The organism is Streptomyces sp. UC4497 (genome assembly GCF_054871485.1).
In genome coordinates this window covers 60,973-87,812 of the sequence record NZ_JBTYHB010000017.1, presented here as the reverse complement: position 1 = coordinate 87,812, position 26,840 = coordinate 60,973, and the positions used below count along the sequence as shown (strand labels likewise).

General features: G+C 71.4%; 21 protein-coding genes and 1 pseudogene. 9 read left to right on the top strand and 13 right to left on the bottom strand.

What is annotated here, in order from left to right:
• Window positions 1-149 precede the first annotated feature (149 nt).
• The 8 genes from ACYSUO_RS23680 to ACYSUO_RS23645 form a co-directional block, all read right to left on the bottom strand.
• Window positions 150-1,205 carry a LacI family DNA-binding transcriptional regulator gene (locus ACYSUO_RS23680; RefSeq protein ID WP_403714501.1) on the bottom strand — a complete coding sequence of 352 codons (1,056 nt, stop codon included), beginning with the start codon at window positions 1,203-1,205 and terminating at the stop codon, window positions 150-152.
• The gene (locus ACYSUO_RS23675) at window positions 1,205-3,067 is read right to left on the bottom strand and encodes an alpha-amylase family protein (protein WP_461778239.1); all 1,863 of its coding nucleotides are present in this window, start codon (window positions 3,065-3,067) and stop codon (window positions 1,205-1,207) included. The genes ACYSUO_RS23680 and ACYSUO_RS23675 overlap by 1 nt, the downstream gene beginning before the upstream one ends.
• Window positions 3,064-4,917, bottom strand: a complete 1,854-nt coding sequence (locus ACYSUO_RS23670; protein WP_461778238.1) for an MBL fold metallo-hydrolase — start codon at window positions 4,915-4,917, stop codon at window positions 3,064-3,066. Before ACYSUO_RS23670 ends, ACYSUO_RS23675 begins: the two co-directional genes overlap by 4 nt.
• A gap of 107 nt (window positions 4,918-5,024) precedes the next feature.
• The gene (locus tag ACYSUO_RS23665) at window positions 5,025-5,927 is read right to left on the bottom strand and encodes a Gfo/Idh/MocA family protein (protein WP_461778237.1); all 903 of its coding nucleotides are present in this window, start codon (window positions 5,925-5,927) and stop codon (window positions 5,025-5,027) included.
• On the bottom strand, window positions 5,924-7,171 hold the full coding sequence (locus ACYSUO_RS23660; RefSeq protein WP_461778236.1) for an ROK family protein: 1,248 nt from the start codon (window positions 7,169-7,171) through the stop codon (window positions 5,924-5,926). Before ACYSUO_RS23660 ends, ACYSUO_RS23665 begins: the two co-directional genes overlap by 4 nt.
• A gap of 38 nt (window positions 7,172-7,209) precedes the next feature.
• Window positions 7,210-8,076 (bottom strand): carbohydrate ABC transporter permease, encoded by an 867-nt coding sequence (locus tag ACYSUO_RS23655; protein ID WP_266719077.1) that lies wholly within the window; start codon window positions 8,074-8,076, stop codon window positions 7,210-7,212.
• A 32-nt stretch (window positions 8,077-8,108) separates the two neighbouring features.
• Window positions 8,109-9,131: a carbohydrate ABC transporter permease gene (locus tag ACYSUO_RS23650; protein ID WP_461778235.1), complete on the bottom strand. Its 1,023-nt coding sequence runs from the start codon at window positions 9,129-9,131 to the stop codon at window positions 8,109-8,111.
• Between the two features lie 69 nt (window positions 9,132-9,200).
• On the bottom strand, window positions 9,201-10,607 hold the full coding sequence (locus ACYSUO_RS23645) for an ABC transporter substrate-binding protein (protein WP_461778234.1): 1,407 nt from the start codon (window positions 10,605-10,607) through the stop codon (window positions 9,201-9,203).
• Window positions 10,608-10,737: 130 nt separating this feature from the next.
• Between ACYSUO_RS23645 and ACYSUO_RS23640 the strand changes: the two genes are divergently transcribed.
• From ACYSUO_RS23640 to ACYSUO_RS23605, 8 genes are all read left to right on the top strand, one after another.
• Window positions 10,738-11,784, top strand: a complete 1,047-nt coding sequence (locus ACYSUO_RS23640; RefSeq protein WP_461778233.1) for a zinc-dependent alcohol dehydrogenase — start codon at window positions 10,738-10,740, stop codon at window positions 11,782-11,784.
• Between the two features lie 103 nt (window positions 11,785-11,887).
• A complete protein-coding gene (locus tag ACYSUO_RS23635) occupies window positions 11,888-12,688 on the top strand; it encodes a sugar phosphate isomerase/epimerase family protein (RefSeq protein WP_461778232.1) in 801 nt (266 codons plus the stop codon).
• Window positions 12,685-14,034, top strand: coding sequence for an MGH1-like glycoside hydrolase domain-containing protein (locus tag ACYSUO_RS23630; RefSeq protein ID WP_461778231.1), 1,350 nt, complete (start codon window positions 12,685-12,687; stop codon window positions 14,032-14,034). Before ACYSUO_RS23635 ends, ACYSUO_RS23630 begins: the two co-directional genes overlap by 4 nt.
• Entirely contained in the window at window positions 14,031-15,920 is a 1,890-nt protein-coding gene (locus tag ACYSUO_RS23625; RefSeq protein WP_461778230.1) for an amylo-alpha-1,6-glucosidase, read from the top strand. Before ACYSUO_RS23630 ends, ACYSUO_RS23625 begins: the two co-directional genes overlap by 4 nt.
• Window positions 15,921-15,992: 72 nt before the next feature.
• On the top strand, window positions 15,993-16,670 hold the full coding sequence (locus tag ACYSUO_RS23620; RefSeq protein WP_461778229.1) for a uracil-DNA glycosylase: 678 nt from the start codon (window positions 15,993-15,995) through the stop codon (window positions 16,668-16,670).
• Complete coding sequence (locus ACYSUO_RS23615; RefSeq protein WP_461778228.1) at window positions 16,667-17,635, top strand: N-acetylglucosamine kinase; 969 nt, start codon at window positions 16,667-16,669, stop codon at window positions 17,633-17,635. Before ACYSUO_RS23620 ends, ACYSUO_RS23615 begins: the two co-directional genes overlap by 4 nt.
• Window positions 17,636-17,775: 140 nt before the next feature.
• On the top strand, window positions 17,776-18,711 hold the full coding sequence (locus ACYSUO_RS23610) for a sirohydrochlorin chelatase (protein WP_461778227.1): 936 nt from the start codon (window positions 17,776-17,778) through the stop codon (window positions 18,709-18,711).
• A 143-nt stretch (window positions 18,712-18,854) separates the two neighbouring features.
• On the top strand, window positions 18,855-19,505 hold the full coding sequence (locus ACYSUO_RS23605; protein WP_461778226.1) for a class I SAM-dependent methyltransferase: 651 nt from the start codon (window positions 18,855-18,857) through the stop codon (window positions 19,503-19,505).
• 22 nt (window positions 19,506-19,527) lie between these two features.
• On the opposite strand, the gene ACYSUO_RS23600 is transcribed toward ACYSUO_RS23605, so the two are convergent.
• From ACYSUO_RS23600 to ACYSUO_RS23590, 3 genes and pseudogenes are all read right to left on the bottom strand, one after another.
• A complete protein-coding gene (locus ACYSUO_RS23600) occupies window positions 19,528-20,568 on the bottom strand; it encodes a lactonase family protein (RefSeq protein WP_461778225.1) in 1,041 nt (346 codons plus the stop codon).
• A gap of 223 nt (window positions 20,569-20,791) precedes the next feature.
• Window positions 20,792-22,105 (bottom strand): nitric oxide synthase oxygenase, encoded by a 1,314-nt coding sequence (locus ACYSUO_RS23595; RefSeq protein WP_461778224.1) that lies wholly within the window; start codon window positions 22,103-22,105, stop codon window positions 20,792-20,794.
• Between the two features lie 366 nt (window positions 22,106-22,471).
• Window positions 22,472-23,602 (bottom strand): annotated as a pseudogene (locus ACYSUO_RS23590) (FUSC family protein); the annotation flags it as partial.
• Between the two features lie 84 nt (window positions 23,603-23,686).
• Between ACYSUO_RS23590 and ACYSUO_RS23585 the strand changes: the two are divergent.
• Window positions 23,687-24,844, top strand: coding sequence for a tyrosine-type recombinase/integrase (locus tag ACYSUO_RS23585; RefSeq protein ID WP_461778223.1), 1,158 nt, complete (start codon window positions 23,687-23,689; stop codon window positions 24,842-24,844).
• A 26-nt stretch (window positions 24,845-24,870) separates the two neighbouring features.
• Here ACYSUO_RS23585 and ACYSUO_RS23580 read toward each other — a convergent pair whose 3' ends face one another.
• The gene (locus ACYSUO_RS23580; RefSeq protein ID WP_461778222.1) at window positions 24,871-26,343 is read right to left on the bottom strand and encodes an FUSC family protein; all 1,473 of its coding nucleotides are present in this window, start codon (window positions 26,341-26,343) and stop codon (window positions 24,871-24,873) included.
• 269 nt (window positions 26,344-26,612) lie between these two features.
• Window positions 26,613-26,798, bottom strand: a complete 186-nt coding sequence (locus ACYSUO_RS23575; protein ID WP_461778221.1) for a helix-turn-helix domain-containing protein — start codon at window positions 26,796-26,798, stop codon at window positions 26,613-26,615.
• Window positions 26,799-26,840 lie beyond the last annotated feature (42 nt).

Below are 26,840 nucleotides of genomic sequence, written 5' to 3'. Positions count from 1 at the left end.
CGAGCGTCAACGGTTTTCGGCCGGGCAGTTGCTGGAATTGAGCGGTGGGTCCGGGTGGTGCCGGTTCCAGGGGCCTGGTGGGTCAGTTCTTGAGGGTCCCTGGCGGGCCTGGTGGGTCAGTCTTGAGGGTCCCTGACGGGCCTGGTGGGTCAGTTCTTGGGCGGCGCGGTCGAGCCGCGCAGCACCAACTCCGGCTGCAGGACGACCGATTCGGCCCTTCCTGCCCCGTCCCGCCCGACCCGGTCGAGCAGCAGCTCGGCGGCCCGCCCACCGAGGTCGAACACGGGCTGGCGTACGGCGCTCAGGCCGGGCTCGACCATCTTCATCCACGCCAGGTCGTCGAACGAGACCACGGAGCAGTCCTCCGGCACGGCGCAGCCGCGCCGCTTGAGCTCCTGCCAGACGAGCTCGGCCATGACGTTGTTCGCGGCGAACACGGCGGTCAGGGACGGGCTTCCGTCGAGGAAGGCGGCGAGCTGGGCGGCCTGGTCGTCCTCGCCCTGGCTCAGGTCGAGGACATGCCGGCGCGGCACGGGCAGACCCGCGTCCCGCAGCGCCGCCCGATAGCCCTTGAGTCGGTTGCGCCCGGTGTCCCACTGGACCTCGTCGACGACGATGCCGATGTCACGGTGGCCGAGCCCGATCAGGTGCTCCACGGCGAGCCGCGCGCCCCGCTCGTTGTCGATGGCGACGGCGTCGCAGCCGCGCACCCCCGACCTGCGGTCCAGCTCCGTGACCGGGACGCCGTGCCCGACGAGGGTCTCGGTGGCCCCGCGCGCGACGGGCGTGAGCAGCACCCCGTCCGCCCGCATCGCCAGGAAGGCGCGCGCCCCCGCTGCGGCCCGCTCCTCGTCGGCGTGGTCGTCGACGAGCACCATCTGGTACCCGGCGGCGGACAACGTGTGCTCGACCCCCGCGGCCAGCTCGGCGTAGAACTGGTTGCGCAGGTCGGAGACGAGGACGCCCACCAGACCGCTGCTGCGTCCCTTCAGGGTGCGCGCCGACACGTCCGGTACGTAGCCGAGCCGCTCGGCGGCGGCCTCGACCCGCTCCTTGATGTGGTCGGCGACATAACCGTGCCCGCCGAGCGCCCGGGAGGCCGTGGAGCGCGAGGTTCCCGCGGCTTCGGCGACATCGCGCAGGGTCGCCCGCGCACGCCTGCCGCCCGAACCGCCGCCACGCACAGCCGCCGCCCCGTTCGCCATCAGGCCGTCCTTCCCGTCGCCCCCGCCGGCCTTTTCGGCCCCGCCGTGCCACCCCCGGGCCCGTCACGTCCGCGCCATCGGGCCCACATCGTCCGCAACGCAGCGTAGTCGATGTCCTCCAGCGGCTCGCCGGTCCGGTCCACATGGGTGCTCAGGTAGAGCGCCGGGACACCGAGTTCGTCCTTCATCCCGGTGTACGCGCGCCACTGTTCGCGGTCGGGCGGGCACCAGTCGTCGGTGTCGACGGGTGTCTCGGGGCAGGCGGCAGAGGCGACGGCCGCGCGCAGCCGCATCTGCGGCACCACGCGCGCATACGGGTCCGGGTCGTCGAGGCGGAGCATGTCGTTGAGCCGGATCATGTCGGTGACGTCGGCGAAGGCCGGGTGCGGGGTGTGGGTGACGACGAGCGCGTCCGGTTTCGCGGCCTTGGCGGCCTCGTACACGACCTCCAGGTACGCGTGCAGGAGCGCGATCCCCCATACGTCGCCGTCGTGGCTGCGCAGGCCTTCGCCCGTCGGGGTGTCGGCGGTGAAGTCGATCTTCAGCCCATCGGCGTCGAGGCCTTCGGGCGACAGCATGGTCCGGATGTTCTCGGCCAGGAGTTCGCGGGCCTCGGGGTGGGTCGGGTCGAGGGTGACGGGGTGCCCGTCCGCGGTGCGCACGCACAGTGCGTCGGGGACACCCTCGGTGGCCCAGGCCCGCCACCACAGGAGGACCTTCTGGCCGCGGGCGTGACGGGCGGCGATCCACTCCTTGAGCGAGGGCCAGCGGGTCTCGTCGGGTAGCCAATTGCCGTACTGCTGCTGCCATTTGTCGTCGATGACGACGGTTCCCGGTACGAGGTCGTGGTGTTCGAGGTGGTCCAGGTGTGCGTCGTACTCGGCCCGCGTGCTCAGTGCGGGGGCGGGTGTGCCGGTGGCGCGGGAACGGGCCATCTGGGCGCCCCAGCCGCAGAACATCGGCTCCGTCCACCACGCGGGGCGGTCCTCGGGGGCGGTGCGCGGGTGCGCGGTCCAGCCCTCGCGCTCCAGCCAGTCGCGGTGGGCGCGCAGGCCCGTGTACGGGTCCGGGTGGCCGGGCGAGACGAGCACGGAGGGCGAGCGGTGCACGCCGTCGACGCGGGTGTGTCCCTCGTAGGAGAGGGCCAGGTGGAAGCCGCCGCCGGAGGGCACGTACGTCAGCTCGGTGAAGGTCAGGGCGTCGCGGGGCGCTCCGGCCGATACGGTCCACCAGCCGTGCGGCGCCTCGGTCGCAGCCGGGTCGGCGGCGTCGTCGATGCGGTCCTCGGTCAGGGCGAGGGCGAGCGGGGCGGGCGTGAAGAACCAGTGGCCGCGGCCGGGGCGGGCGTCGCCGCACACTCCGATGACGGCGCTCTCGCCCGCGCCCCGGGTGAGGCGGCGGGGCGGTCCCGGGTTCGGCGTGAAGAGCGTCCGCCAGGCGTGACCGCTCGGGCGCAGCCCGCCGCCACGGCCGCCGAGCGCGGCACGCCCGGCGAGCAACAGGCTCTGCCGCAAGGTGCCTTCGCCCTCGACCTCCCAGCTGAGGACGGGGCCTCGCGGCGTGCAGGTGATCGTGGTGCGGGCCGCGCGCCAGGCGCTGCTGCGGCGGCCGATTGTGATCACCGGATGCGGTCCTGTGACGTCGAGCACCGGCGCCTCGACGGACAGCGTCTCGTCGGTGCGGTCGGTCCGGTCGAGGGCTCCGGCGAGTTCGAGGTGGACGGGATGGTGCGCCACGGAGACGTCGGTCGTGCGCAGTTCGGCGGACTGACCGTCAGAGGCAACGGTCAGACGCCAGCCTGCGGCCCGCACCTCCACGGCTCCTTCGACGTACGTGCCGTGTACGGATGTTGTTGTCGTCATCGCACGCTCACCAATGCCTCCGCCTGCTGTCCGAACGTCATCTGTCCCACCGCCAGGTCCACCGCCACCCGCATCCGCTCCGCCGCCGGGGCATCGGCGGGCACCCGCAGGGTGAACCGCGCCTCGGCCACCTCCCGCCCGCCCAGCTTGAGTTGGCGTACCGGTGGATCGGCGCTCCAGCCGGATGGGACGACCAGTTCGAGCCGTGCCGTCTCCGCCCGGGGGAACGGGTTGCGCACCTCGACCGTGAGCGGCACCGTGCCGCCCGGCGCGGGCGCACTGCGGTACGGGAAGATCCGTGCGCCGAATCCCTCCGCCTCGAAGTCGACGTCGCGCGGCAGCAGTTCACGGTGCAGGCGGGCCAGGCGTGCGCCTTCCGTGGACAGCATGTCGAGGTAGGCGTCGTTCACCTCGAACGGCTGCCAGTGTCCGCTGATCATCACTTCCGGGCGCAGCCGCTGGTACAGCTCGGCACTGCGCACGAAGTCGTCGATGCGGAAGCGGTTGCGGTACTGGTAGTTGAGCAGCTCCGGCTGCCCGCCGCCGGGGGCCCACGCGGTGTTCTGCTGGTCGCCCGTGGCGATGACCCGGCGACCGTCGACGGTGAAGGAGTACGCGGCCGCGTAGAGGGTGTGGCCGGGCAGTTCGTGGACGCCGATCTCGTACTCGCGCCAGCGCACGGTGCCGTTGTCCGGCAGCGAACGGTCGACCGGGATCGGGTCGTACCAGAGGCAGGGCAGGTCCCAGCGGGTGGGCGCGGCGAGCACGGGGGCGATGTGGGCGGGGGCCCAGACCTGGGTGCCGTGCACCTCGCGGAGCAGGTTGAAACCGGCGACGTGGTCGTCGTGGTAGTGCGTCGGCAGGGCGACGTCGACGCGCTCGATGCCGTGGTCGCGGCGCAGCGCCTCGATCGAGGCGAGCAGCGGCCGGCGGGAGGAGCGGTCGTGGCCGCCCGGCAGGCCGGTCGTCAGGTCGAAGCCGAAGTCGATGAGGAGGGCGGTGCCGCTGTCGGAGAGCAGGGCGTAGGAGTTGGCCATGCTCGTGACGTTGCGCAGGAGATGCAGGGTGACCGGCTTCCAGGGACTCGCGAGCATCGGCTCGGGTTCCCAGGGGGTGGGGCGCCGCATGTCGATGAGCTCTTGGAGGTGGGTGCGCAGGCGGGTCACCGCGGCGGGTGGGTCCGTGACCGTGTCACCGTGGGACGGGAGCAGCAACTCCGGAGCGTGGTCCATGAGTTGGATGCAGGAGAGGATCGTGGCCGCCGCGCCCTCCACGCCTGCGTTCGGGTGCCAGCCGGTGTACGCCCACTGGGTCGCGGCGAGGGACCAGACCCGCCCCTCGCCGTGGATCAGATCGCCGGTGAAGGCGAGGCGGCGGCCGTTGACGTCCACGACGTAGCCGACCGAGCCGACCGTGTGGCCCGGCAGCGGCAGCGTATGGATGTCGAACGCGCCGTGGCGGGCCGTGCGGTACTCGGCGACCGTGCCGGTGACCGGGACCTGGTTCAGGAGCGAGAAGCGGTCCTGGCGCACGTCGTAGTCGTTGTCCAGGGGGCGGGTGCGCCAGTGCTCGTCGACCGCGTCGATCAGGTCGCGTTCCACCGGGGGGACCCAGATCCGGATGCCCTCGCGGGCGGCGCGGGCCAGGCCCTGGACCTGGTCGCGGTGGTGGTGGGTGACGAGGACGTCCGTCACCTGGTCGATTCCCAGGGCGGCGAGTTCGTCGAGGACTTGGCCCGTGCCGAAGTCGATGAGGACGGCTTCGCGGTCGTTGCGGAGTACGTAGACGTGGCAGGTGTCTTCGAAGCGGAAGACGTCCTCGGTTATCCGCCGGTGTGGCATCGATCCCATGTGGGAACGATGCCACTTGGTTTTGTGCGGGTCAATGGTTTCGCTGCGGCGGGGTTGAGGTCGCGGGGCTCCGCCCCGGGCCCCGCTCCTCAATCGCCGGAGGGGCTTTATTGGGCGGAGTGGCTTGGTGAGGCCTGTTCCAGCAAGCGCTGCAAGTGCAGGCCCCGCCGTGCGTCCAGGTCGCCGGAGCGCCGACGCCGTACCGACTCCGCGAACTCGCGTCGCAGGATCGGCCAGCATTCCTCGTGGTTGATGTCTGCCGTGTCGTAGGTCAACTCCGGTCCCGGGCCGAAGAGTTCGACTCGGGTGAGGGCGCGGTCGCGGGCCACGGAGCCGGACAGGGACGCCTGGCTCACCGCGCCGTTCTCGTGTTCGCAGGTCAGTTCCAGCCAGCGGCGGGAGTCGCCCGTGGCGCGGATGGAGGCGATCGGGCCGACCGCCGCGTCGAGGAGGTCGAGGAGGTGGGGGCCCAGGTCGTAGAGGGCGCCGTGTTCCAGGCGCCAGGACGTGGCGAAGTCGCCGCCCAGGAAGGCTCCGTGGAGGTAGCAGGAGCGGGCGCCCGTCACCGACATCCCCTGCGCCTGCTCGATGAAAGTGCGCGTCGTCGGGTGGTAGCGCTTCGTCAGGACGAGTTGGGAGACGACGCCCGCCTCGTCGATCGCGTCCACCATGCGTTCGGCCGACGCGAGGTCCAGGGCGAGGGGCTTCTCCAGGAGCAGTGCCTTGCCTGCCTTCGCCGCTCTCGGTGCCAACTCCGCCTGCACCGAAGGTGGTACGGCGAAGGCGACCGCCTCGCAGGTGTCGAGGAGTTCGTCGAAGCTGTCGGCCACCGCCGCGCCATAGGGTTCGGCCGTCGCGCGGGCCGCGTCCGCCCGGCGGGCCCAGACGGCGGTCAGCCGGGTCTCCGGGCCCGCGGCGAGCATGCGGGCGTGCATGGTGCGGGCCCAGGGCCCCGCGCCGACGAGTGCGACCCGGACGGGGTCGTGGGGCCATGCGGCGTTGTCTGTCACTGCGTTCCTTGCGGTTCTTGTGCGTCGTCGGATGCGTCGAGCGCGCGCAGGCGGGCGTCCGCGCGTTCGGGGGCGTAGAGGACGTCGACGACCATCGCCGCCGCGCCGATCAGGCCCGCGTGGTCGCCGAGCCGGGAGGTGACGACGTCGAGGTGGGCGGTGGTGCGGGGCATGGCGCGCTGGTAGAGGAGTTCGCGTACGCCGGTGAGGAAGGGGATGCCCGCCAGGTCGCCGGCGAGCATGAGGACGCCGGGGTTGAGGAGGGTGACGACCGTGACCAGGACTTCGCCTGCGCGCTGTCCCGCCGCGCGGGCGAGGCGGACCGCGTCAGGGTTGCCCTGTTCCAGGAGGGCTTTGACGTCCGCTCCCGAGGCCACGTCCATGCCCAGGTTGGAGAGGTCCTTGGCGAGCGCGCGGCCGCTGGCCACCGCCGCCAGGCAGCCGTAGGACCCGCACATGCACAGGGCGTCGGGCTTGTCGTGGAGACGGATGTGGCCGATGTCGCCCGCGCCGCCGTCGATGCCGCGGAAGATCTCGTGGTTGACGACGACGCCCGCGCCGATGCCGGTGGAGACCTTGATGAGGACGAAGGCCGAGCAGTCGGGGTGGCCTGCTTGCTGTTCGGCCAGGGCCATCAAGTTGGCGTCGTTGTCGACGAAGACCGGGATCGGCCGGCCGCCCGTCGTGTCCTCCATCGAGGCGCCGACACGCTCGGCGTAGGCCTCCTGCATGCGTTCCCTGACCGGGAAGCGGTCCCAGCCCGGCATGATCGGCGGCTGGACGATCTGTCCCGTCTCCCAGTCCACCGGGCCCGGCACCGACAGGCCGATGCCGCAGACCCGCTCGGCCGGGGTGCCGGAGGTGGCCAGCAGCTCCGGGAAGCAGCGGGCCAGCCCGTCGAGGACCCGGTCGGGGCCGTCGCCGATGTCGAGGTCGACGGTCCGCTCCGCGAGGACCGTGCCCCCGAGGTCGAGCACGGCCACGCGCGCGTACCGGGTCTCCAGGTCCACCGCCAGGACGGCGGCGTGGCCGGGGTCGAAGACGATGCGGTGCGAGGGCCGCCCGCCGGTGGACGTGCCGGTGTCCTGGCGGAGCCAGCCCGCCCGGTCGAGTTCGTCGAGGCGGAGCCCCACCGTGGAGCGGGACAGGCCGGTCGCGCGTTGCAGTTCGGCGCGGGTGTTGGCCTGGCCGCCGCGGATCAGCTGCAGCAGCCGGCCCGCGCTCGCCGGGCTTGGCGTGCTCATCGTCTTCTTCCCCCTGTTCACCTGGGTCGTTCCCCTGGTCAGCTCTTGTCCGCGCCGGCGGTCAGACCCTCGGTCAGCAGGCGTTCCGCGGCGAAGAACAGGATTACCACGGGGATCGTCAGGACCACGGACCCGGCCATGAGCACCGTCTTCGACACCTCGATGCCGTTCGACAGCTGGGCGAGGCCGAGCGACACCGTCCACTTGCCGGGGTCGGCGGCCAGGAAGAGGAGCGCGAAGAGGAATTCGTTCCACGCGATCATCAACACGTAGAGGCCGGTCGCCATGAGGGACGGCAGGGCCAGCGGGAGGATGACCTTCCGGACCGTCTGCAGGCGGCTGCAGCCGTCGAGCGCCGCCGCCTCCTCGATCGAGTACGGGATGGTGACCAGGTAGTTCTTGAGCATGTAGATCGCGACCGGGACCGTCTGCGCCACGTAGACGATCGCCAGGCCCACGAGGCTCGACGACAGGCCGATCTTCGCGAACATCACGAACAGCGGCACCGCGAGCAGCGTCGACGGGAACATGTAGACCGCGAGGAACAGCGCGCTGACCTGGCGGTTGCCGAAGAACTTGAGGCGGCTGATGGCGTACGCGCCGGGGACGGCCGCGAGCAGGGTCAGGGCGACCGTGCCGAGGGACACCAGGGCGGAGTTCTTCAGGAGCTGGAGGAAGCCCTGGCCGCCGTCGTCCGTGGAGCGCAGCACCTCGGTGTACGTGTCGAGGGTGAACTGCTTGGCCGACACCCACAGGGAGCCGGGGTCGAGGAGCAGCGCGTCGATCGGCTTCACCGACAGCAGCAGCATGTAGTAGAAGGGCACGATCGTGATCAGCGCGAGGAACGCGATCACGACCCAGCGTGCGACGCCGAAGAACCGCTCCTCGAACTGGGCGCGCGTCATGGCCGGCCTACCGGTACGCGTACTGGTACTGGTCACGACTCCTCCTGGACCTTGTTGCCGAAGAACTTGAAGTACAGGCCCAGCAGGACCATGAGCGCGACGGCCAGGACGAGGGCCTGGGCGGCCGCGGCGCCGACGTCGTAGCGCGACGTGAGGAAGTCGTAGACGCGCACGGCCGCGACGTCGGTGCCGGCCCCGCCGCCGGTCAGCAGGTACACGTCGTCGAACTTGTTGAACGTCATGATGAAGCGCAGCACGCAGAGCAGCGCGATCACCGGCATGAGCTGCGGCAGCATGACGTGCCGGAAGCGCTGGGTGGGGGTGGCGCCGTCGACCTTCGCGGCTTCCTCCAGGCCGTCCGGGACCGCCTGGAGGCGGGCGAGGATGAAGAGGAAGGCGAACGGGAAGTAGCGCCAGCACTCGAAGGCGATCACTGTGAGCAGGGCGAGCGGGATGTCGAAGTGCAGGCCCAGCAGGTGGACTTCGTACTCGCGCGTGGACAGGAACGCGATGGGGTCGTCCCAGCCGAAGAGCTTCTGGCCCCATTCGTTGACGATGCCGTACTGCGGGCTGAGCGCGACCTCCCACACGAACGCGACGGCCACGACCGGCGCCACGTACGGCAGCAGCATCGCGGCGCGCAGCAGGCCGCGCCCCCGGAAGGGCTTGCGCAGGGCGAGCGCGGCGATCAGGCCGAGGGCGACGGAGCCGAAGGTGGCGCCGACGGTGTAGAGGAGCGTGGTGCCGAGGCTGGACCAGAAGCCCGCGGAGTCAAAGACCTGCGAGAAGTTGCGCAGGCTCCAGTTGCCGAACAGGCCCATGCCCTGGATGTCGACGAGCTTGGCGCGCTGGAAGGCGAGCAGCACCGTCCACAGGATCGGCAGCACCACGACGACGAGGACGACGAGGAAGGTGGGGCTGACGAAGGCGAGGCCCGCCCTGTTGGTGCGGCGGCTCGCGGTCATCGGCTTGCGGGGGCGGCGACCGCCGGAGGGTGCCGGGGATCCGTCCGGCGGGTTGGTGCGCTGCTTCGCGCTGGAGGTGGCTGTAGTCATGGGGAGGCTTTCGACGAGAAGGTCACGAGGGAGGGCGAGGAAGGGCCGGGACGGGCCGCTGCTGCAGGGCTATTGCAGGGACTTCTTCAGGGCGGCCACCTCTTCCTCGGCCTCGCGCGAGGCCTCGCGGGGTGAGGTCTGGCCCGCGGTCATGGATCCGATGGCCTTCGGTACCGGCAGTTCGCCGTTGGTGGCGCCGACCAGGGCGCCCTCGCCCTGCTCTATGCCCCAGCGGCGCAAGTCACCGATACCGGCGGCCAGTTGGTCGAGGACCTTCGGCGAGTAGACCTCGTCGAGGGGCTTGCGCTCGCCGACGCCGATCTTGCTGTGCCGCCAGGCGGCCATGTACTTCTCGGGCTCGGCGGCGGTGCCGCGGCGGACCGGGATCTTGCCCTCGGGGGCCTGTCCGAACCAGGACTCGTAGCCGCTGCCCATCATGTACTCGATGAACTCGCGGGAGGCGTCCGTCTCGGCGGTCTTGGTGGTGACCCAGGAGGTGATCTCGCCGAACTGCGCGGCCTTGCTCTCCTTCGCGCCCTTGAGCGCGGTGACGATGCCGGTGTTGTCGGCGAGGAACTGCTTGTCCTTGCCGTCGCACTGCGGGCAGCTCGGCAGGGCGTCCTTGCGCAGGCCCGCCAGCTCGTCGAGGAGGAACGAGGACCAGATCATCATGGACGAGCGGCCCGCGAAGTAGGTGGCGCGCGTCGAGTCGACGGTCTGGGTGCCGGGGGCTCCGTACTCGCGCGCCAGTTGGTCGTAGGTGTGGAACGCCTTGACGCACTGCGGGGAGTCGAGGGTGACCTTGCCGTGGCCGTCGACGAGCTGGCAGTCGTTCGCGAGCGCGAGGCTCTCGAAGCTCTGCGAGGTGAAGACGTCCGAGGGGTCGGTGGCGGCGGAGACGCCGTCGTGCCCCTTGGTGGTGAGCTTCTTGGCGGCCGTGACGAGCTTGTTGTACGTGTCCGGCTTCTTGAGGCCCGCCTTGGCGAAGTCGTCCTTGCGGTAGACGAGGAGCTGAAGCCAGGCGTCGGAGGGGACGCCGAGGCTGACCTTGCCGTCGCTGGTGAGCTTGAGGGCGTTCTTGTCGAACGTTCCCCGGCCCAGCTTCTTGACGATCTGCTGGGGTATGTCCGTGTTGAGCAGGCCGTTGCTGTACATCTGCCAGGTCTGACCCATGGGGGCGGCGCCGATCACGTCGGGCAGATGACCCGAGGCCGCGGCGGACATGATCAGTTGGGGCATCTGCCCCTCGTCGACGCCGACGAGATGGACCTTGACGCCGGTCTTCTTCTCGAAGCCGTCGATGATCTTCTGCGTCGCCGCGACGCGGTCCGGGAGATTCTCCTGGGACCACACGGTGATCTCACGGTCCGGTGTGCCGGGCCCTGTGCTGCTCGAGCAGCCGGTGAGCATTCCTATGCCCAAGGCTGTCGTGGCGCCGACCGCGATCGCCCTCGACCGCCGCGTCCTGGTGCGCATTACCGTCCCCATCGCCGACTTACGTCTATCAAGCACGCATCTCAGCACTACTTTTGCCTGTTGACAAGACATAAGTTGCGGATATTGTCGACTCAACCAACAGGCACACCACCCTTTTTCGGAGCCGTCCGTGGAACGCGTCGTTCAATTCACAGGTCCCCGCCAGGTGGAGGTGGCCGAGCACGAAAGCCTGGAGCTGCCGCCGGGCCACTTGCGCGTCCACACCCGCTATTCGGGCATATCGGCCGGCACGGAGCTGACCGCCTACCGCGGCACGAACCCCTATCTGACCCGGACCTGGGACGCCGAGGCCCGCCTCTTCCGCGACGACGAGGCCGGCATCTCGTACCCGGTCGTCGGCTGGGGCTACTCCGAGGTCGGCGAAGTCACCGAGGTCTCCCCCGAGTTGGTCGGCACGCCCGGCATGCCCGAGGTCGGCGACCTCGTGTGGGGCATCTGGGGCCACCGCAGCGAGGGCATCGTCCCCGCCGAGCGCATGATCGGCCACACGCTCCCCGCGGGCCTCGAACCGCTGGCCGGAGCCTTCGCCCGCGTCGGCGCCATCGCGTACAACGCGGTCCTGGCCGGTGGGATCAACCTCGGCGAGGACGTCGCCGTGTTCGGCCAGGGCGTCATCGGCCTGATCGCCACCCGCCTCGCCCAGCTCAGCGGCGCCCGTGTCACCGCGGTCGACGCGATGGACACCCGCCTGGAATCGGCGAAGAAGTACGGCGCCCACGCCACGCTCAACGCCCGCACCGACGCGGTCGCCGAGCGCATCCGCGAGGCCACCGGCGGCCGCGGCACCGACCTCGCCATCGAGATCAGCGGCGTCTACCCGGCGCTGCACCAGGCCGTGCGCTCGGTGACCGTCGGCGGCCGCGTCGTCGCCTCCGGCTTCTACCAGGGCGACGGCATGGGCCTGCGGCTCGGCGACGAGTTCCACCACAACCGCGTGGAGATCGTCTGCTCCCAGATCGGCGGCGTCCCGGCACAGCTGTCCGGCCGCTGGACCGTGGAGCGCCTCCAGCAGACGTTCCTGCGGCTCGTCGCCGAGGGCCAGGTGGACGTGGAGTCGCTGGTCAGCCATGTCGTCCCGGTCGCGGACGCGGCCGACGCGTACGTCCTGCTCGACGAGCGGCCCGCGGACGCCCTCCAGGTCGTCCTGGAATTCTGAGACGTTTCGAGACGCCGGCCCGATCCACATGACAGGCCCCAGGGCCGAGACGCCCCATGGGCCTGAGACGGCCCGCAGGGCCTGAGAGGTACCGAGAAAAGACATGCTGAAGATCGCTGCCCAGGAACAGCTGCTGCCCGGCGAGAGCCTCCAGGAGAAGTGGGAGTTCGCGCAGGGCGCCGGGTACGGGGCCATCGAGCTGCGCGCCAAGGGCGACCTGCACTTCGCCTCCCGGCTCCCGGAGTTGAAGCAGGCGCTCAAGGACGGCGTGGTCATGCCGACCGTGTGCGTCGAGATGCTGCACTTCTTCGGCGCCTTCGACGACGAGCTGCGCCGCGACGCGATCGTCCAGATGAAGTCGCAGCTCTCCGTCATCGCCGAGATCGGCGGGCTCGGCGCGCAGACCCCGGCCTCGTACGGGATGTTCTCGCGCCGGCTGCCCCCGTTCGAGCCGCCGCGTTCGGAGGAGCGGGACCGCGAGGTCCTGCTCGAAGGGCTCACCGAGCTGGGCGAGCACGCGTCCGCCGAGGGCGTCACGCTCTACCTCGAACCGCTCAACCGGTACGAGGACCACATGGTCAACCGCCTTGAGCAGGCAGCCGAGTTGATCAAGGAGGTCGGTCTGGACTCGGTCCGGATCGGCATCGACAGCTACCACATGAACATCGAGGAGACCGACCCCGCGCAGGCGATCCTCACCCACGCCCCCTACATCGGGCACGCCCAGGTGTCGGACTCCAACCGCTTCCAGCCGGGCGCGGGACACCTCGACTGGCAGGCATGGCTGGGCGCCCTGCACACCGCCGGCTACGAGGGGTACCTCGCGGCCGAGTGCCGGCTGACCGGCGACCCCGTCGAGGCGGTCCGGTCCGTGCCCGCGTTCCTCAAGGGGTCCGGCGCGTGACCGCTCTTCTCGACGGGCCCGCCCGCACCGCCGCCGCGGACCTGACCCTGCGGCGCGGTGCGGGCCGGGTCCTCCTCGACAACTGGGTGGGCACGAGCACCGTGCCGTCCCGGACCCTGTATCCGCACCAGTGGAGTTGGGACTCCGCGTTCATCGCGATCGGCCTGCGGCACCTGTCCGTGCGCCGGGCGCAGCGCGAGCTGGAGTCGCTGCTCGGGGCGCAGTGGGGCGACGGCCGTGTCCCGCACATCGTGTTCAACTCGGCGGTGCCGAACGGGGCATACTTCCCGAGCCCCGACTTCTGGCGCTCGTCCACGGCGGGCGCCGGGGTGGGCGCGCCCCTCTCGCCCGAGACGTCGGGCATCGTCCAGCCGCCCGTGCACGCGCTGGCCGCCTGGCTCGTGCACCGCGCCGACCCGGCCGAGTCGCGCCGCCGCGGCTTCCTGAACCGGATGTATCCGCGCCTCGTGGCCTGGCACCGCTACCTGCTCGACCGGCGCGACCTGGGCGGCGGCGGCCTCGCGGCGATCGTGCACCCGTGGGAGCCCGGCATGGACAACAGCCCTTGCTGGGACGCACCGTTGGCCCGCATCATTCCCGCGGACCCCGGCAGCTACCGGCGCGCCGACCTCGACCACGGCCACCCGGCGGACCGCCCCACGGACCTCGACTACGGCCGCTATGTGCGGCTCGCCGTCGACTACCGCGACGCGGGGTACGACGACCGTGCGGCCGAGCACCCCTTCCGGCTCGAAGACCCGTGCATGAACGCCCTGTTGATCGCGAGCGAGCTGGCGCTCGCCGAGATCGCGGGCTGCGTGGGCGGCGACGCGGCCGCCCACGAGGCGCAGGCCGCGAAGCTCACCGACGCGCTCGTGACACGTCTGTGGGACGACGAGGCCGGCCTGTTCCGGGCCCGCGACCTGGTCGACGACACCTTCGTGCCGGCGCGCAGTGTGGCGGGGCTCGTCCCGCTGCTCGCGCCCGCTCTGCCCGAGGAGGTCGTGGACCGTCTGGTGGCGACGCTGGACGGCCCGGCGTTCCACGCCGACTCCACGGCCCTCGTGCCGAGTTACGACCTGACGGGCCCGGCCTTCGACCCGACCCGGTACTGGCGGGGCCCCGCCTGGTTCAACACCGCGTGGCTCATCGAGCGCGGCCTGCGCACCCACGGCCGGCACCTGCACGCCGACCGGATCCGCGCCGCGCTCCTCGACACGGCGGGCGCGTCCGGCTTCGCGGAGTACGTCGACCCGACGACGGGCGCGGCGCGCGGGGCGCGCTCGTTCTCCTGGACGGCCGCGCTCGCCCTTGACCTGCTGAACTCCGAGGAGGCAGCCCGATGAGCGGCGCCGCCCAACGCGCTCAACTCGTGCGCGACGCCACGTTCGCGCACGTCGATTCGGACGGCGGTGTCACCGGTACGCGCGGGGCCACGCCGGACGGGATGTTCGTGCGCGACGCCCGGCATCTGAGCCGCTGGCAGCTCGCCGTCGACGGCACCGCGCCCGTCGTGCTCTCCCCCGTCGGGTCGGCCGGGGAGTGCGTACTCACCCCGGAAGGGACCCGGGACGCACCGCCCACGTACACCGTGTTCCGCCAACAGACGGTCAATGCAGGCGAGTTCACGGACACCCTGCAGCTGGTCAGCAACAGTCCCGACCCGCTCGTCGCCGAGGTCGTCATCACCGCGGACGCCGACTTCGCCGACACCTTCGAGCTGCGCGCGGACGAGCGCAGCTACCCCAAGCCCGGTGCGGAGCGCACGGCTCACCGCACGGACACGGGCGTCGAGTTCGACTACCGCAGGGCCGACTGGCACTCCCGCACCGTCGTGTCCGCGACCCCCGCGCCGGACTCCGTGCGCGGCGACGGACCGTACGAGCTGGTGTGGCGGCTCGCCCTGGCGCCGCACGGCCGGGCCGAGCTGCGGCTGAACGTCGCGGCGCATCCGCACGGCGGGCCGCAGCTCGCGGCGGAGCGGGTGCGCGGCGGCGAGGCCGAACTCATCGATGTATCCGACGACTTGGACAGGGCGTGCGCCCAAGGGCTCGCGGATCTCGACCTGTTGACGATCTCCGCCCCCGGCGTGGACGGCGATCCCGTCAGCATCCCGGCGGCCGGTGTGCCGTGGTTCCTCACTCTGTTCGGCCGGGACTCGCTGCTCACCTCGTACTTCATGCTCCCCTACCGGCCCGCCCTCGCGGCCGGCACGCTCAGCGCGCTCGCCGCCACACAGGGACGGGAGTACGACGCGTTCCGCGGCGAGCAGCCCGGCCGGATCGTGCACGAGACGCGGCGCGGCGAGCTCGCCCACTTCGGGCAGGTGCCGTACGGGCGTTACTACGGCACGATCGACGCGACGCCGCTGTTCCTGGTGCTCCTGCACGCCCACTTCGAGGCGACGAAGGACGCGGCGCTCTCTGCCCGTCTGGAGACGCACGCGCGCTCCGCCGTCGACTGGATGCTCGGCGACGGCGGCCTGCGCGAGCACGGCTGGCTCGTGTACGAGCCGGACCCGAACGGTCTCGTCAACCAGAACTGGAAGGACTCCGCAGGCGCCATCTGCTTCAAGGACGGCACCCAAGCGGCAGGCCCCATCGCCGTGTCCGAGGCACAGGGCTACGCGTACGACGCACTGCGCCGCACGGCCCGCCTCGCGGCGCAGGTGTGGCAGGACGCCGCGTACGCACGGGAGTTGGACCGGCTGGCCGACGAGCTGCGGGCGCGCTTCGCCCATGACTTCTGGCTGGCCGATGACGATTTTCCGGCGCTCGCCCTCGACGGGGAGGGCCGCCAGGTCGACGCGCTCGCCTCGGACGCCGGGCATCTGCTGTGGTCCGGCATCCTCGACGAGGACCGCGCACGACGCGTCGGCGAGCGGCTGCTCGCACCGGACTTCTTCTCCGGCTGGGCGATCCGCACGCTCGCCGCGGACCAGCGTCCCTACCACCCGCTGTCGTACCACCGCGGCAGCGCCTGGCCGCACGACAACGCCGTCATCGCGCTCGGTCTCGCCCGCTACGGGCTCGGCGACGAGCTGCGCCGGATGGCGTCCGGGCTTGTCGACGCGGCGGCCGGGCACGGGCACCGGCTGCCCGAGGTGCTCGGCGGCTACGCGCGCACCGACGCCGCCCGCCCGGTCCCCTACCCGCACTCCTGCTCCCCGCAGGCGTGGGCGGCGGCGACGCCGTGGGCGCTGCGCACCGCCCTTGCCGAGGTGGGTCGTTGACGCCCTACCACGACGAGTGGTCGGCGGCGGCCGGTTGAGATGAGGTGCCGGGGCGGCAGTAGGGTGACGCCCGTGGCACCACGACCTCTGCATGAAATCGTCGAAGCGGGCTGGGCGAAGGCCCTCGAGCCCGTGGCCGGGCAGATCTCCGCGATGGGGGAATTCCTCCGCGCGGAGATCGGCGCCGGGCGCACCTACCTCCCGGCGGGAGCCAACGTGCTGCGCGCCTTCCAGCAGCCGTTCGACGACGTGCGGGTGCTGATCGTCGGGCAGGACCCCTACCCGACGCCGGGGCACGCTGTTGGTTTGTCCTTCTCGGTGGCTCCTGACGTACGCCCCCTGCCGCCCAGCCTCATCAACATCTACCGCGAGATGAACGCGGACCTCGGGCTGCCCGAGCCGTCGAACGGGGACCTGACCCCGTGGACGCGGCAGGGCGTGCTGCTCCTCAACAGGGCGCTCACGGTGGCCCCGCGCCGTCCGGCCTCGCACCGCGACAAGGGCTGGGAGCAGGTCACCGAGCAGGCCATCCGCGCCCTCGCCGCGCGCGGGACGCCGCTCGTGTCGATCCTGTGGGGCCGTGACGCCCGCAATCTGCGGCCGCTGCTCAGCGACTATCCGGCGGTCGAATCCCCGCACCCGTCCCCCATGTCGGCGGACCGCGGCTTCTTCGGATCGCGCCCGTTCAGCCGGGCCAACGACCTCCTCGAACGCCAGGGCGCGCAGCCCGTCGACTGGCGGCTGCCGTGACCGAGCGCCCGGCCGAGTGGGTGCTCGGGGTCGACTCGGGCGGCTCGGGACTCCGGGCCGCGCTCGCGCCCGTCGCCGACATCGGGCGCGCACTGACGAACGCTTCGTCCGTACCTGTACGTACGTCGGGGTCCGGCATCGACCCCGGGCACATGGTGGAACAACTCGTGCCGATAGCGCGGGAGTTGCTGGGTCGCGCCGGTGAAGTCGCGGTGTCCGCCGTCGCGTTGGGGGCGGCCGGTATGGCGACGCTCGGCGACGGGCTCCGGGCCGAGTTGCCTGGCGCGCTCGCGCGTGAACTGGGCGTCGAGCGGCTCGCGTTGGCCGCGGACGGTGTCACCGCGTACGCGGGTGCGCTCGGGCAGCGGCGCGGGGCGGTCGTCGCCGCGGGCACCGGGATGATCGCGCTCGGCACCGACCTCGCGGGCTGGCGGCGGGCCGACGGGTGGGGGCATCTGCTCGGAGACTGCGGCGGCGGCGCGTGGATCGGGCAGGCCGGGCTCGACGCCGCGATGCGCGCCTTCGACGGGCGCCGCGGTGGCAGCAAGGCGCTGCTCGCACTCGCCGAGGAACGCTTCGGACCCGCCATGGAACTGCCGGGCCGCATCTACCCGCGCACCGACCGCCCGGCGGCGCTCGCCACCTTCGCGCCCGACGTGGCACGCTGCGCCGTCGACGACCCGGCGGCCGCGGACATCCTGCGCCGGGCCGCCGCCCACATCGCCGAGTCGGCCGCGGCGGTCTGCCCGGCCGACGGCGGTGAGATCGCCCTGACCGGTGGCCTCTTCAAGCTGGGCGAGCCGCTGCTCGGCCCGCTGCGGGAGGAGCTGGCCGAGCAGCTTCCGCAGGCCACGGTCGTGCCCGCCACCGGCGACCCTCTGCACGGGTCGCTCGTGATCGCCGCCGCGCTCGCGGCGGACGGGCTCCGGCTGCCGCCGGACCGGCGGCTGCTTCATGTGCCGTAATTCACTTCGAATCTCCCGCACACCCCTCCGGACCAGGACACTTACAGGATTCGTAACTGAAAGGACAATCTCGGACGGAAACCGCTCATGTGCACCCTGACCGAACAACGAAGCCGGTCGAGCCAGTAGCATGCGGCGCCATGAGCACCCCCACTGGGCCCGCATCCGGCCTGCCCGTACGAATGCCGCGACCCCGACAGCCCGGACGCCACCGTCGTCCGGAACCCGTGGCCGCCCCCGAGGGCGCGCCGTCTCTTGTGCTCGCGGTGCCCGGCACGCCCAGCGCCGCCACGCGCATGCTCGCCGACGAGGTGGTGAGCATCGCCCGGTCCGAGCTGCCCGGTCTCGACGCGCGGGTCGGCTTCGTGGAGGGTGAGCTCACCGACTTCCCGATCTCCGCCGAGTTCCCCTCGCTGGCGTCCGTGCTCGCGCACGCCGCGAAGGAGCGCACCGCCCGCTACGAGCAGGCGCTCGCGGCCGGTGTCGAGGCGCAGGAGCCGGCCGGGCCCGTCGGCGTCGTCGTGCCGCTGCTCGCAGGACCGGACAACGCCCAGCTGCGGCAGATCCGGCAGGCCATCGCCGACAGCCGGGTCGCCGCGGAGCTGACCGATGTGCTCGGCCCGCACCCGCTGCTCGCGGAGGCGCTGCACGTGCGGCTCTCGGAGGCCGGTCTGGCCCGCGCCGACCGCGCCCGCCTCTTCGCCGTGACCACGGCGGCCGACGGGATCATCCTCGCCTCCATAGGCGGCGAGGAGGCGGTCCAGGCCGCGGGGATCACCGGCATGCTGCTCGCCGCGCGGCTCGCCGTGCCGGTGATGGCGGCGGCGCTCGACGAGGAGGGGGCGGTCGCCGCCACCGCCGAGCAGCTGCGCGGCTCCGGTTCGCAGCAGCTGGCGCTCGCGCCGTACCTCGTCGGTCCGGAGCTCGACCCGTCGGTGCTTGAGGCTGCCGCCAAGGATGCGGGGTGTGCTGTCGCGGAGCCGCTGGGGGCGTATCCGGCGATGGGCAAGCTCGCGCTCGCGAAGTACGCGACGGCGCTCGGGATCACGCCTCAGCCGGTTGCCTCTGGCAGCTGAGCGGTTGGGGGTTCGGGGTCCGGGACGGTGTCCCGGGCCCCGTTTTTTTGTCCTCGATCGCCGGACGGGCTGGATTGAACGACCGGACGGGCTTGACGGTTGAATGCCTGACGAGGGTGATCTTTGGCCGTTACGGTCGGGGGATGACCCTCGATGACGCCTTGTTGACGGAACAGTTGGCCTACTACCGGGCGCGGGCGCCCGAGTACGACCGGCCCTATGCGCAGCGGGCGGACTTGCAGGAGTTGTTGCGGGGCAGCGCGGAGTGGCCCGTCCGCGGGGACGTGCTGGAGCTGGCCTGTGGGACCGGGCAGTGGACCGCGCAATTCGCGCCGCGGGTCACGTCCGTGACGGCCGTCGACGCGTCGGAGGAAGTGCTCGCGATCGCACGGGAGCGGGTGTCCGCGCCCAACGTCCGGTTCGAGCAGGCCGATCTGTTCGACTGGCGGCCGTCGCGGCGCTACGACACCGTGTTCTTCGGATTCTGGCTGTCGCATGTGCCGCCCGCCCGGATGCCGGGGTTCTGGAGCTCGGTCGCCGCCTCCCTCGCTCCGGGCGGCAAGGTGGTCTTCGTCGACGACGGCCCGTCCATGGCCGCGGACGAGGAGCTGCTGACGGACGAGTCCGCCCCGGCCGCTGTGCGCGAGCTTGACGACGGCAGCCGGTACCGCATCGTGAAGGTCTTCCACGAGGCCGAGGCACTGACCGGTGACCTGGCCTCCCTCGGCTGGGCGGCGGACGTACGCCCTGCGGCGCGGAACTATCTCATGGGTGTCGCGGAGCCCGCGGTCTAGGGTCTGATCCAAACAACAGGCCCTAGCCGAACACCACGCAGGACGCCGCCGGCACCGGCGCGCTGCCGCCCCGCACCGGGACCCCGGACTGCCGGTCGACCGTGAACCACGTGACGTCGCCGGACCGCTCGTTCGCGGCGTAGAGGAAGCGGCCGGACGGGTCGAGGGCCAGGTCGCGGGGCCAGTTGCCGCCGCAGGGCACGGTGCCGTGCAAGGTCGGCCGCTCGCCGGTCGGGTCGAGGGCGAAGAGGGAGAGCAGGTCGGCGCCGCGCGTCGCCGTCCACAGGAAGCGGCCGTCGGGGGCGACGACGAGCGCCGAGGGGTACGCGTCGCCTGCCGGTGTGCCCGTCAGGACCGGGATCTCCGTGAGCGGCTTGAGGGCGCCGTCCGCGGCGTTCCACGCGCAGACCGTCAGAGTGGGGGCGAGTTCGTTGAGGACGTACACGTAGTCGCCCGACGGGTGGAAGGCCAGGTGGCGGGGGCCGGAGCCGGGGCGCAGGGCCGTCTCCTGGTGCGGCACGAGGCCGCTCCCTTCGGGGGTCTTCGCGTACGTGCGGACCGAGTCCGTACCCAGGTCGACCGCGAGGGCCCAGGTGCCGGTGGGGTCCGGCAGGATCTGGTGGGCGTGCGGGGACTGCTGGCGCTGCGGGTGCGGGCCCGAACCGGTGTGGCGGTGCACCTCGGCCGTGCCTGCGGCCGGGATGCCGTCGGCGCGCAGCGGGACCGAACTGACGCTGCCGGAACCGTAGTTGGCGGTCAGGACCTGCCCGCCCCAGACGGAGAGATGGGTGGGGCTCCCGCCGCCCACCGGCACCGGCGGCGCGGCGGGCGTCAGCGGCGCCGAGTCCGTGCGGAACGCGGCCACCGCCCCGTCGGCCGTCTCGCTCACCGCGTACAGCAGGCCGCCGGAGACGGTCAGGTACGAGGGGTCGGGCAGCTCGTCCGTGGCGTCGAGGAGCGTGAGCGTGCCGTCCTTCTGGTCGAGCGCCGCGGTCACGATGCCACGCCCGCCGGCCGCCGTGAACGATCCGATGTACGCCCGCCCTGTCTGACTCCCGGTCACTGCGTCCCCTTTCGGCGTGCGGACCCCGCGCCCGCGCCGCCGACGGTAGCAGCGGGCCAGGGCCTGCCGTTTGGACCGGGCCGGATCAGGGAGCGGGGGCCGGTGCGTGCGGGCGCAAGGCGGAGGAGGGAGTCGACGCGGAGCGTCGCCGACCGACGACAACGCCGCGAGCGTGCGTGCCAGGCGTCGCCGGGCAGACGGGAGTTTGACGGCAGGCCCTAGGTCAGAGCAGGTCCCGCCAGGGCCTCGTGGGGCGTTCCGTGGTCGGCTCTTCGCCGCGGGCGCGGGTGTGGGCGTCGGGGTGGTGGACGTAAGCGGGGGTGGCCGGTTCGTCGTCGTACGTGCGGTGGAAGACCGGGGTCGTCGAGCCGGAGAGCGGCGGGACGATCCAGGACCAGTCGGCGCCGACCGCGCGGCCGCGGGACTCCTCGCGGGCGACGTGGGTGAGGAAGCGCCGGGACTCGGTGTGGTGGTCGGCCATGGTGACGCCCGCGCTGTCGAAGGAGTGCAGGACGGAGCGGTTCAGCTCGACGAGGGCGCGGTCCTTCCAGAGGGACCGGTCGCTGGAGGTGTCGAGGCCGAGGCATTCGGCGAGGTGGGGCAGCAGGTTGTAGCGGTCGGTGTCGGCGAGGTTGCGGGCGCCTATCTCCGTACCCATGTACCAGCCGTTGAAGGGCGCCGCGCCGTAGCAGACGCCGCCGATCTCCAGGCACATGTTGGCGAGCGCGGGGACCGCGTGCCAGCGCAGGCCGAGCTCTGACCACCAGTCGAACTCCGGGTGAATCAGGGGGACTTCGAGGATCGCGTCGGAGGGGAGGTCGAAGCAGCGTGGCGGCCGGCGCGGGTCCGCCTGGACGAGCAGCGGCAGTACGTCGAAGGGGCTGCCTTCGCCGCCGCGCCAGCCCAGGCGGCGGGCGTACGCCGTGAGTCCGGTGCCGCGCGGGTCCCCGACCACGTGGCCGTCGCGCTGGACGTAGCCGGCGTAGCGGATGAGCTGTTCGTTCCAGATGCGGGGTCCGGAGTGGTCCGGTCGGTCGGGGGCGAAGACCGTGATGAGCGGGCGGATGCGGCCGCCGGGAGCCGCCTCGCGGAGGTGGTCGGCGCAGGCCGCGGCGATGTCCTCGGCGGCGGTGAGGTGCCGCAGGTCGCGTACGCGCAGGGACTGCCAGTAGAGGCGGCCTATGCAGCGGTTGGCGTTGCGCCAGGCGACGCGGGCGCCGAAGACGAGTTCCTGCGGGGTGTGCGTGTACGTGCCCGTGGCCGCGAGCTCCGCGTCGACCTCGGCGAGGCGGGCGGCCGGGTCGCCGAGCTCCTGCTCCGCGTGGTGCTGGCGGACGAACGCGGCGGCGGCGTGCGCGACTTCGCCGGTGCCGCGCGGGGTGGGGGTGGCGGGCCTCGGGCGGGCGCCATCGGCGGTGACCGGGCAGCGGTCGTGGCGGGACGGTTCGGGGGCGCGGGGGCCGGGGTGCCGGTTCGGGGCGAGGGCCAGCCAGCCGGCGGCGTCCGCCGGGTCGGTCGCGTTCGTCACGTCCTCCACGGCTCGTGTTCCGTTCCGGCGCAGGTTGCTACGCATGGTGCACCCCCAGCGACTGGTCATCGGCGCGCGGCCCGCTCCCGCACGGACGTGCGCCCTGGATTCGATGGCGCGGGGCCTACCCGTCGGGCGAACTGATCCACCCTGTCCGTGCCCCGGACACGTGCCTCAAACAGCCCGGCGGTGTCCACGCCGCTGCGAGACAACCACAAGCCGGGGCCGGTCGGCGCCCGGTTACGGACGCGCGGGGAGCGCATGGAATTGTGCGGCAGGCGCGCGCGGCCGGCTGCGCGCTTTGCACAATCAGCCGCCCACATTCAGCCTCGCCGTCGGACGAGAGGCAGCGGAGCCCCGTGGGTGCGCCCCGAGCTACGCCTCCCGAGCCCCGCGCAGCGGCACCGCCAGCTCCACCAGCGCACGCTCGAGCGCGTGCAGATGAGCCAGGACCGGATGCTCCGCCTCCGCGACCTGCGGCACCGCAACCGCCGCGCGAGCGTACGGCGCGGGCGCCGTGAGCGCCTCGACCGCCGCCTCCACCCGCTGGCACGCCGCGGCGAGCCGCGCGTCGTGCGAAGCCTCCGGGTCCGAGGCGACGGACGCCAGCCCACGCACCTCACGCGCACACTCGTCGAGCAGCGTGAGCACCTGCCGGGCCCGCCCCTTCCGGGCCTTCACGGGGCTCAGCGGATGCACGAGCGGCGACAACGACAGACGTACCCGCCCGAGGATGTGCTCCAGTTCCGCGACCCGCGGCGCCGGATCGGCGCTCTCGGCGCCACCCAGCCGCGCCGCCGCCTCGGCCGTGCACGCGTGCACGCACCGCAGCGCCCGCTCGACCCATGCCTCGGTCACGGAGTGCGTGGTCACGGGCAGCAGGAGCAGCACCGCGAGCGCGGCGCCGAGCGAACCGACCGCCGTCTCCCCCACCCGGAGGGCCAGCAGCGCCGGGTCGAGCACGCCGAGGAGCCCGTACAGCATGCTCGCCATCACGGTGACCGCCACCATCATCCAGGTGTACGAGACGTGCGCGGTGTAGAAGATCCCGAAGACGCTGACCGCGACGATCACGGCGGCGGCCACCGCGTGGTCGTGCAGCGGGACGGCGACCAGGAACCCGAGCACGATGCCGAGCACCGTCCCCAGGAACCGCCTGAAGCCCCGCACCACCGTCTCCCCGCGCGACGTCGTCGCCACGAACACCCACCACGTCGCGCCCACGGCCCAGTACCACCGCTGGTCCGAGAGCAGCTGCCCGATGCCGAGCGCGAATCCCGCCCCCACGGTCGCCTGCACGGCCTGCCGCGTCGTGATCCGCGCGAGCCCCGTGCCCCCGGTCGGCGCGGGCACGCCGACGGGCGCCGGGAGCCGCCGCTCGTAGCACCACACCCCGAACCGGACGACCGCCGCCGCGCCGAGCGACAGCAGCACGGCGACGTACAGCTCGGGCAGCTGCCGCGGCACGGTGTGCAGGAACTGGGCGGCGAAGAAGGTCATGAAAGCTGCCTATTAGGCGCGGCCGCAGGTCAGCGCCATACTGACGCCCCCGGGGTCAGCAAAAGGTCAGCACAAGCACGGAGTCAGTACATGGCCACCAAGACCCTCGCACGCGGCATGGGCACGTTCTTCAAGGACTGCACCTGTAAGGCACCGACCCGGTGCCCCCACCCGTACAAGATCCGCTACAGGGACGCAGCCGGCAAGCAGCGTGAGGAAGCGGGTTATGCCACACAGGACAAGGCCACAACGAGGCTCACGGAGCTGTATCAGGCAAAGAAGGGCTCACGGAAAGCCGGTCCCTCCGACGGAGAGAAGATCGCCGTCCAGACACTGGAGGACTTTGCCTCCAACTGGATGAGCCATCGAGCACGCGGACTCAAGGACAGCAGCATTGAGAGCTACGAGCGAGCGCTGTCCGTGCACATAGTGCCCCGGCTGGGATCACGCAAGATGGCTACGTTCACCGCGACCACCGTCGACGACTTCGTCAGCGACATGATGCTGGACGACGTCGGAAGCGCCGCGCAGATGACCGCCTACAAGGTCCTGCGCTTGGTCATCAACTCTGCACGGCACCGCGGTGCAGTGGCTCTCGACCCATTCCTGGACGCAACGCCACCGGACTACCAGCGCAAGGACATCTTGATTCCGACGCTGGAGGAACTCAACCTCATCCGCCAGCACGCATATGACGACGACCTGCGCCTTGTGGTCGAGATGATGTCCGGCTCCGGCCTACGGAACGGTGAGGCGCACGCAACTAACATTCACGGACTCGTCGCCGATGATGTCTACCGGGTCCGGGACCAGATCCACGGGCGGCAACGCGTCCCAGCTCCGCTCAAGCATCGTGATTGGGGCGAGTTCCGGGAGACCCCGATGCCGGCGAAGACACGTGCTCACGTGCTGGAGTTCGCCGAGACTCATCCTGCGGACGAGCTGGGCTATCTCTTGAACAACGGAGGTCGGGGCGGCGCAGGCGTCGGAGGGAGTCCGTACTACAGCGGAAACGCCTTTCGCCGGAAGTGGCAAAAGACGTTGGCCGCTGCCGGAATTCAGGCGCGCTACACCATGTACAGCCTTCGCCATTACTTCGCTTCCAACTGCCTTGCGAAAGGCATCCCCATCACAGATGTCGCCGAATGGATGGGACACAAATCCATCGAGGTGACGTATCGCACTTACCGCCATCTCATGCCGTCCTCTATCGGGAGGGCTGCGCGGCTACTCAACTCAGGTATCTGACCTGACGTGTTGAGCAGCCGCTCGGCTCAGGCTCGGGAGGGGACCCGGTGCGAACTCCGCAACGGAACAGCAAGCTCCTGGAGGGCACGTTCCAGGGCGTGGAGGTGGGCGAGCGCAGGTTCAGGGCTTGTCGCTTCGGGCACCAGCGAGCGAGCAAGGCGCTCCCCTTCACCACCAACGGGCGAGGCAGTGAGCGCCTCGACAGCCGCCTCCACTCGCTGGCAGGACGCCGCGAGCCGCGCGTCGTGCGACGCCTCGGGGTCGGCAGCAACGGACGCGAACCCACGCACTTCGCGTGCGCAGTCGTCGAGGAGCGCGAGCACCCGCCGGGCCCGCCCCTTGCGAGCCTTCATCGGGCTGAGCGGGTGCACGAGCGGCGCCAGCGAAAGGCGCACACGACCAAGGGCATGCTCCAACTCGGACACCCTCTTCGCCGGGTCAGCATCCACACTGCCCGCAAGTCGTGCCGTGGTTTCCGCGGTGCAGGTATGCACACAGCGAAGCGCTCGCGCAACCCACGCGTCGGTAACCGAGTGGGTGGTCACCGGCAGCACGAGCAACACGGCGAGCACGGCCCCAAGGGCCCCCACTGCGGTCTCGGCGATCCGCAGCGCGAGCAGCGCCGGATCGAGCACGCCCAGCAGTCCGTACAGCACACTCGCCATCACGGTGACGGCCAGCATCATCCACGTGTAGGAGACATGAGCGGTGTAGAAGATCCCGAAAATACTCACCGCCACGATCAGCGCGGCAGCGACTGGCACGTCGTGGAACGGCACAGCCAGAACAAAACCCAGGATGACTCCAAGCATCGTGCCCAAGAACCGCCGGAAGCTCCGCACCACAGTCTCGCCGCGCGACGTCGTAGCCACGAACACCCACCAGGTGGCACCCACGGCCCAGTACCACCGCTGACCAGAAAGCATCTGCCCGATGAGCAGGGCAAACGTGGCGCCGGCGGTTGCCTGGACGGCCTGCCGCGTTGTAATCCTCGCGAGCCCTGTCCCCCCGGTCGGCGCGGCAACGGCGACAGGGCCGGGAAGCCGCCGCTCGTAGCACCACGCACCAAAGCGCACGACCGACGCGGAGACGATCGACAGCAGTACTGCCTCGTAGAGGTCAGGCAGCTGCCCAGGAGTGGTGTGCAGAAACTGCGCCGCGAAAAATGTCATAAAGGCAAATACACCGAGCGAGTGCCCGCGCGGCCCCCACCGTCGCGCATACACGCCCACGCCTACGACGGCAACGAACGCCAAGTCCCGGGCTACGGGCGCATCGTGCAGCACCGCCGCCAGCCCGAGCACCGGCAACCCCACGACCGGCAGCAGCGCCGTCGTCACCGCCTGTGCGCGTACGGTCGCGTCGGTGACGGTGAACAGTGCCAGCAGCGCGGCGAGGCCACCTGTAATCGCCGCCTGCAGAGAATGCCCAACGGCACCGCACACCGCGACGGCCAACCCAATCCCCAGCACGGCCCGGCCCGCGAACCGCAGCCGCATGCGCCCCGGATCCGCCGCCACGAATGCCCTCTTCAGCAAAGCGCCCCGCCCCTTCCATGCGCAGACATGAGAAAGGCGCCGCGGAGATCCCATCGGATCCGCAGCGCCATCGACATGCCTATCTCAGCACCAAGGAGGCACCTGGTTCAAGACATACTCGAATGGCTGGGCCAATGGCTCACTCACCGAGCAAGACGAGCAGCCACGCCAGGACCAACGGACCACCACGGGCACCGCGCCACCCGAACGAGGCGTTCACGCCTGCCCCGTCACGACAGCCTCTGTTGACGCGCCCAGGCCTTCACCTCGGTAACCCTGAACTGGATCTTGGCGTTGCGGCCACGACCGAACTTGTATGGAGCCAGACCAAGAGCTGGCGCATCACGGTAGATCCATGCGACCGACATGTTCAGGTATTCGGCAGTCTGCTTGACGTCGATGAATTCCGGATCCATGTACACCAACCCACTTACAACTCTGTGCAACGGCGATCTTGG

Excerpts from the sequence above, each read along its gene's own strand:
- ACYSUO_RS23660 (WP_461778236.1), bottom strand. The coding sequence starts at position 7,171 with ATGAGCACGCCAAGCCCGGCGAGCGCGGGCCGGCTGCTGCAGCTGATC.
- ACYSUO_RS23585 (WP_461778223.1), top strand. The coding sequence starts at position 23,687 with ATGGCCACCAAGACCCTCGCACGCGGCATGGGCACGTTCTTCAAGGAC.
- ACYSUO_RS23675 (WP_461778239.1), bottom strand. The coding sequence starts at position 3,067 with ATGACGACAACAACATCCGTACACGGCACGTACGTCGAAGGAGCCGTG.
- ACYSUO_RS23635 (WP_461778232.1), top strand. The coding sequence starts at position 11,888 with ATGCTGAAGATCGCTGCCCAGGAACAGCTGCTGCCCGGCGAGAGCCTC.
- ACYSUO_RS23680 (WP_403714501.1), bottom strand. The coding sequence starts at position 1,205 with ATGGCGAACGGGGCGGCGGCTGTGCGTGGCGGCGGTTCGGGCGGCAGG.
- ACYSUO_RS23655 (WP_266719077.1), bottom strand. The coding sequence starts at position 8,076 with ATGACGCGCGCCCAGTTCGAGGAGCGGTTCTTCGGCGTCGCACGCTGG.
- ACYSUO_RS23580 (WP_461778222.1), bottom strand. The coding sequence starts at position 26,343 with ATGCGGCTGCGGTTCGCGGGCCGGGCCGTGCTGGGGATTGGGTTGGCC.
- ACYSUO_RS23645 (WP_461778234.1), bottom strand. The coding sequence starts at position 10,607 with ATGCGCACCAGGACGCGGCGGTCGAGGGCGATCGCGGTCGGCGCCACG.
- ACYSUO_RS23670 (WP_461778238.1), bottom strand. The coding sequence starts at position 4,917 with ATGGGATCGATGCCACACCGGCGGATAACCGAGGACGTCTTCCGCTTC.
- ACYSUO_RS23575 (WP_461778221.1), bottom strand. The coding sequence starts at position 26,798 with ATGGATCCGGAATTCATCGACGTCAAGCAGACTGCCGAATACCTGAAC.
- ACYSUO_RS23610 (WP_461778227.1), top strand. The coding sequence starts at position 17,776 with ATGAGCACCCCCACTGGGCCCGCATCCGGCCTGCCCGTACGAATGCCG.
- ACYSUO_RS23605 (WP_461778226.1), top strand. The coding sequence starts at position 18,855 with ATGACCCTCGATGACGCCTTGTTGACGGAACAGTTGGCCTACTACCGG.
- ACYSUO_RS23650 (WP_461778235.1), bottom strand. The coding sequence starts at position 9,131 with ATGACTACAGCCACCTCCAGCGCGAAGCAGCGCACCAACCCGCCGGAC.
- ACYSUO_RS23625 (WP_461778230.1), top strand. The coding sequence starts at position 14,031 with ATGAGCGGCGCCGCCCAACGCGCTCAACTCGTGCGCGACGCCACGTTC.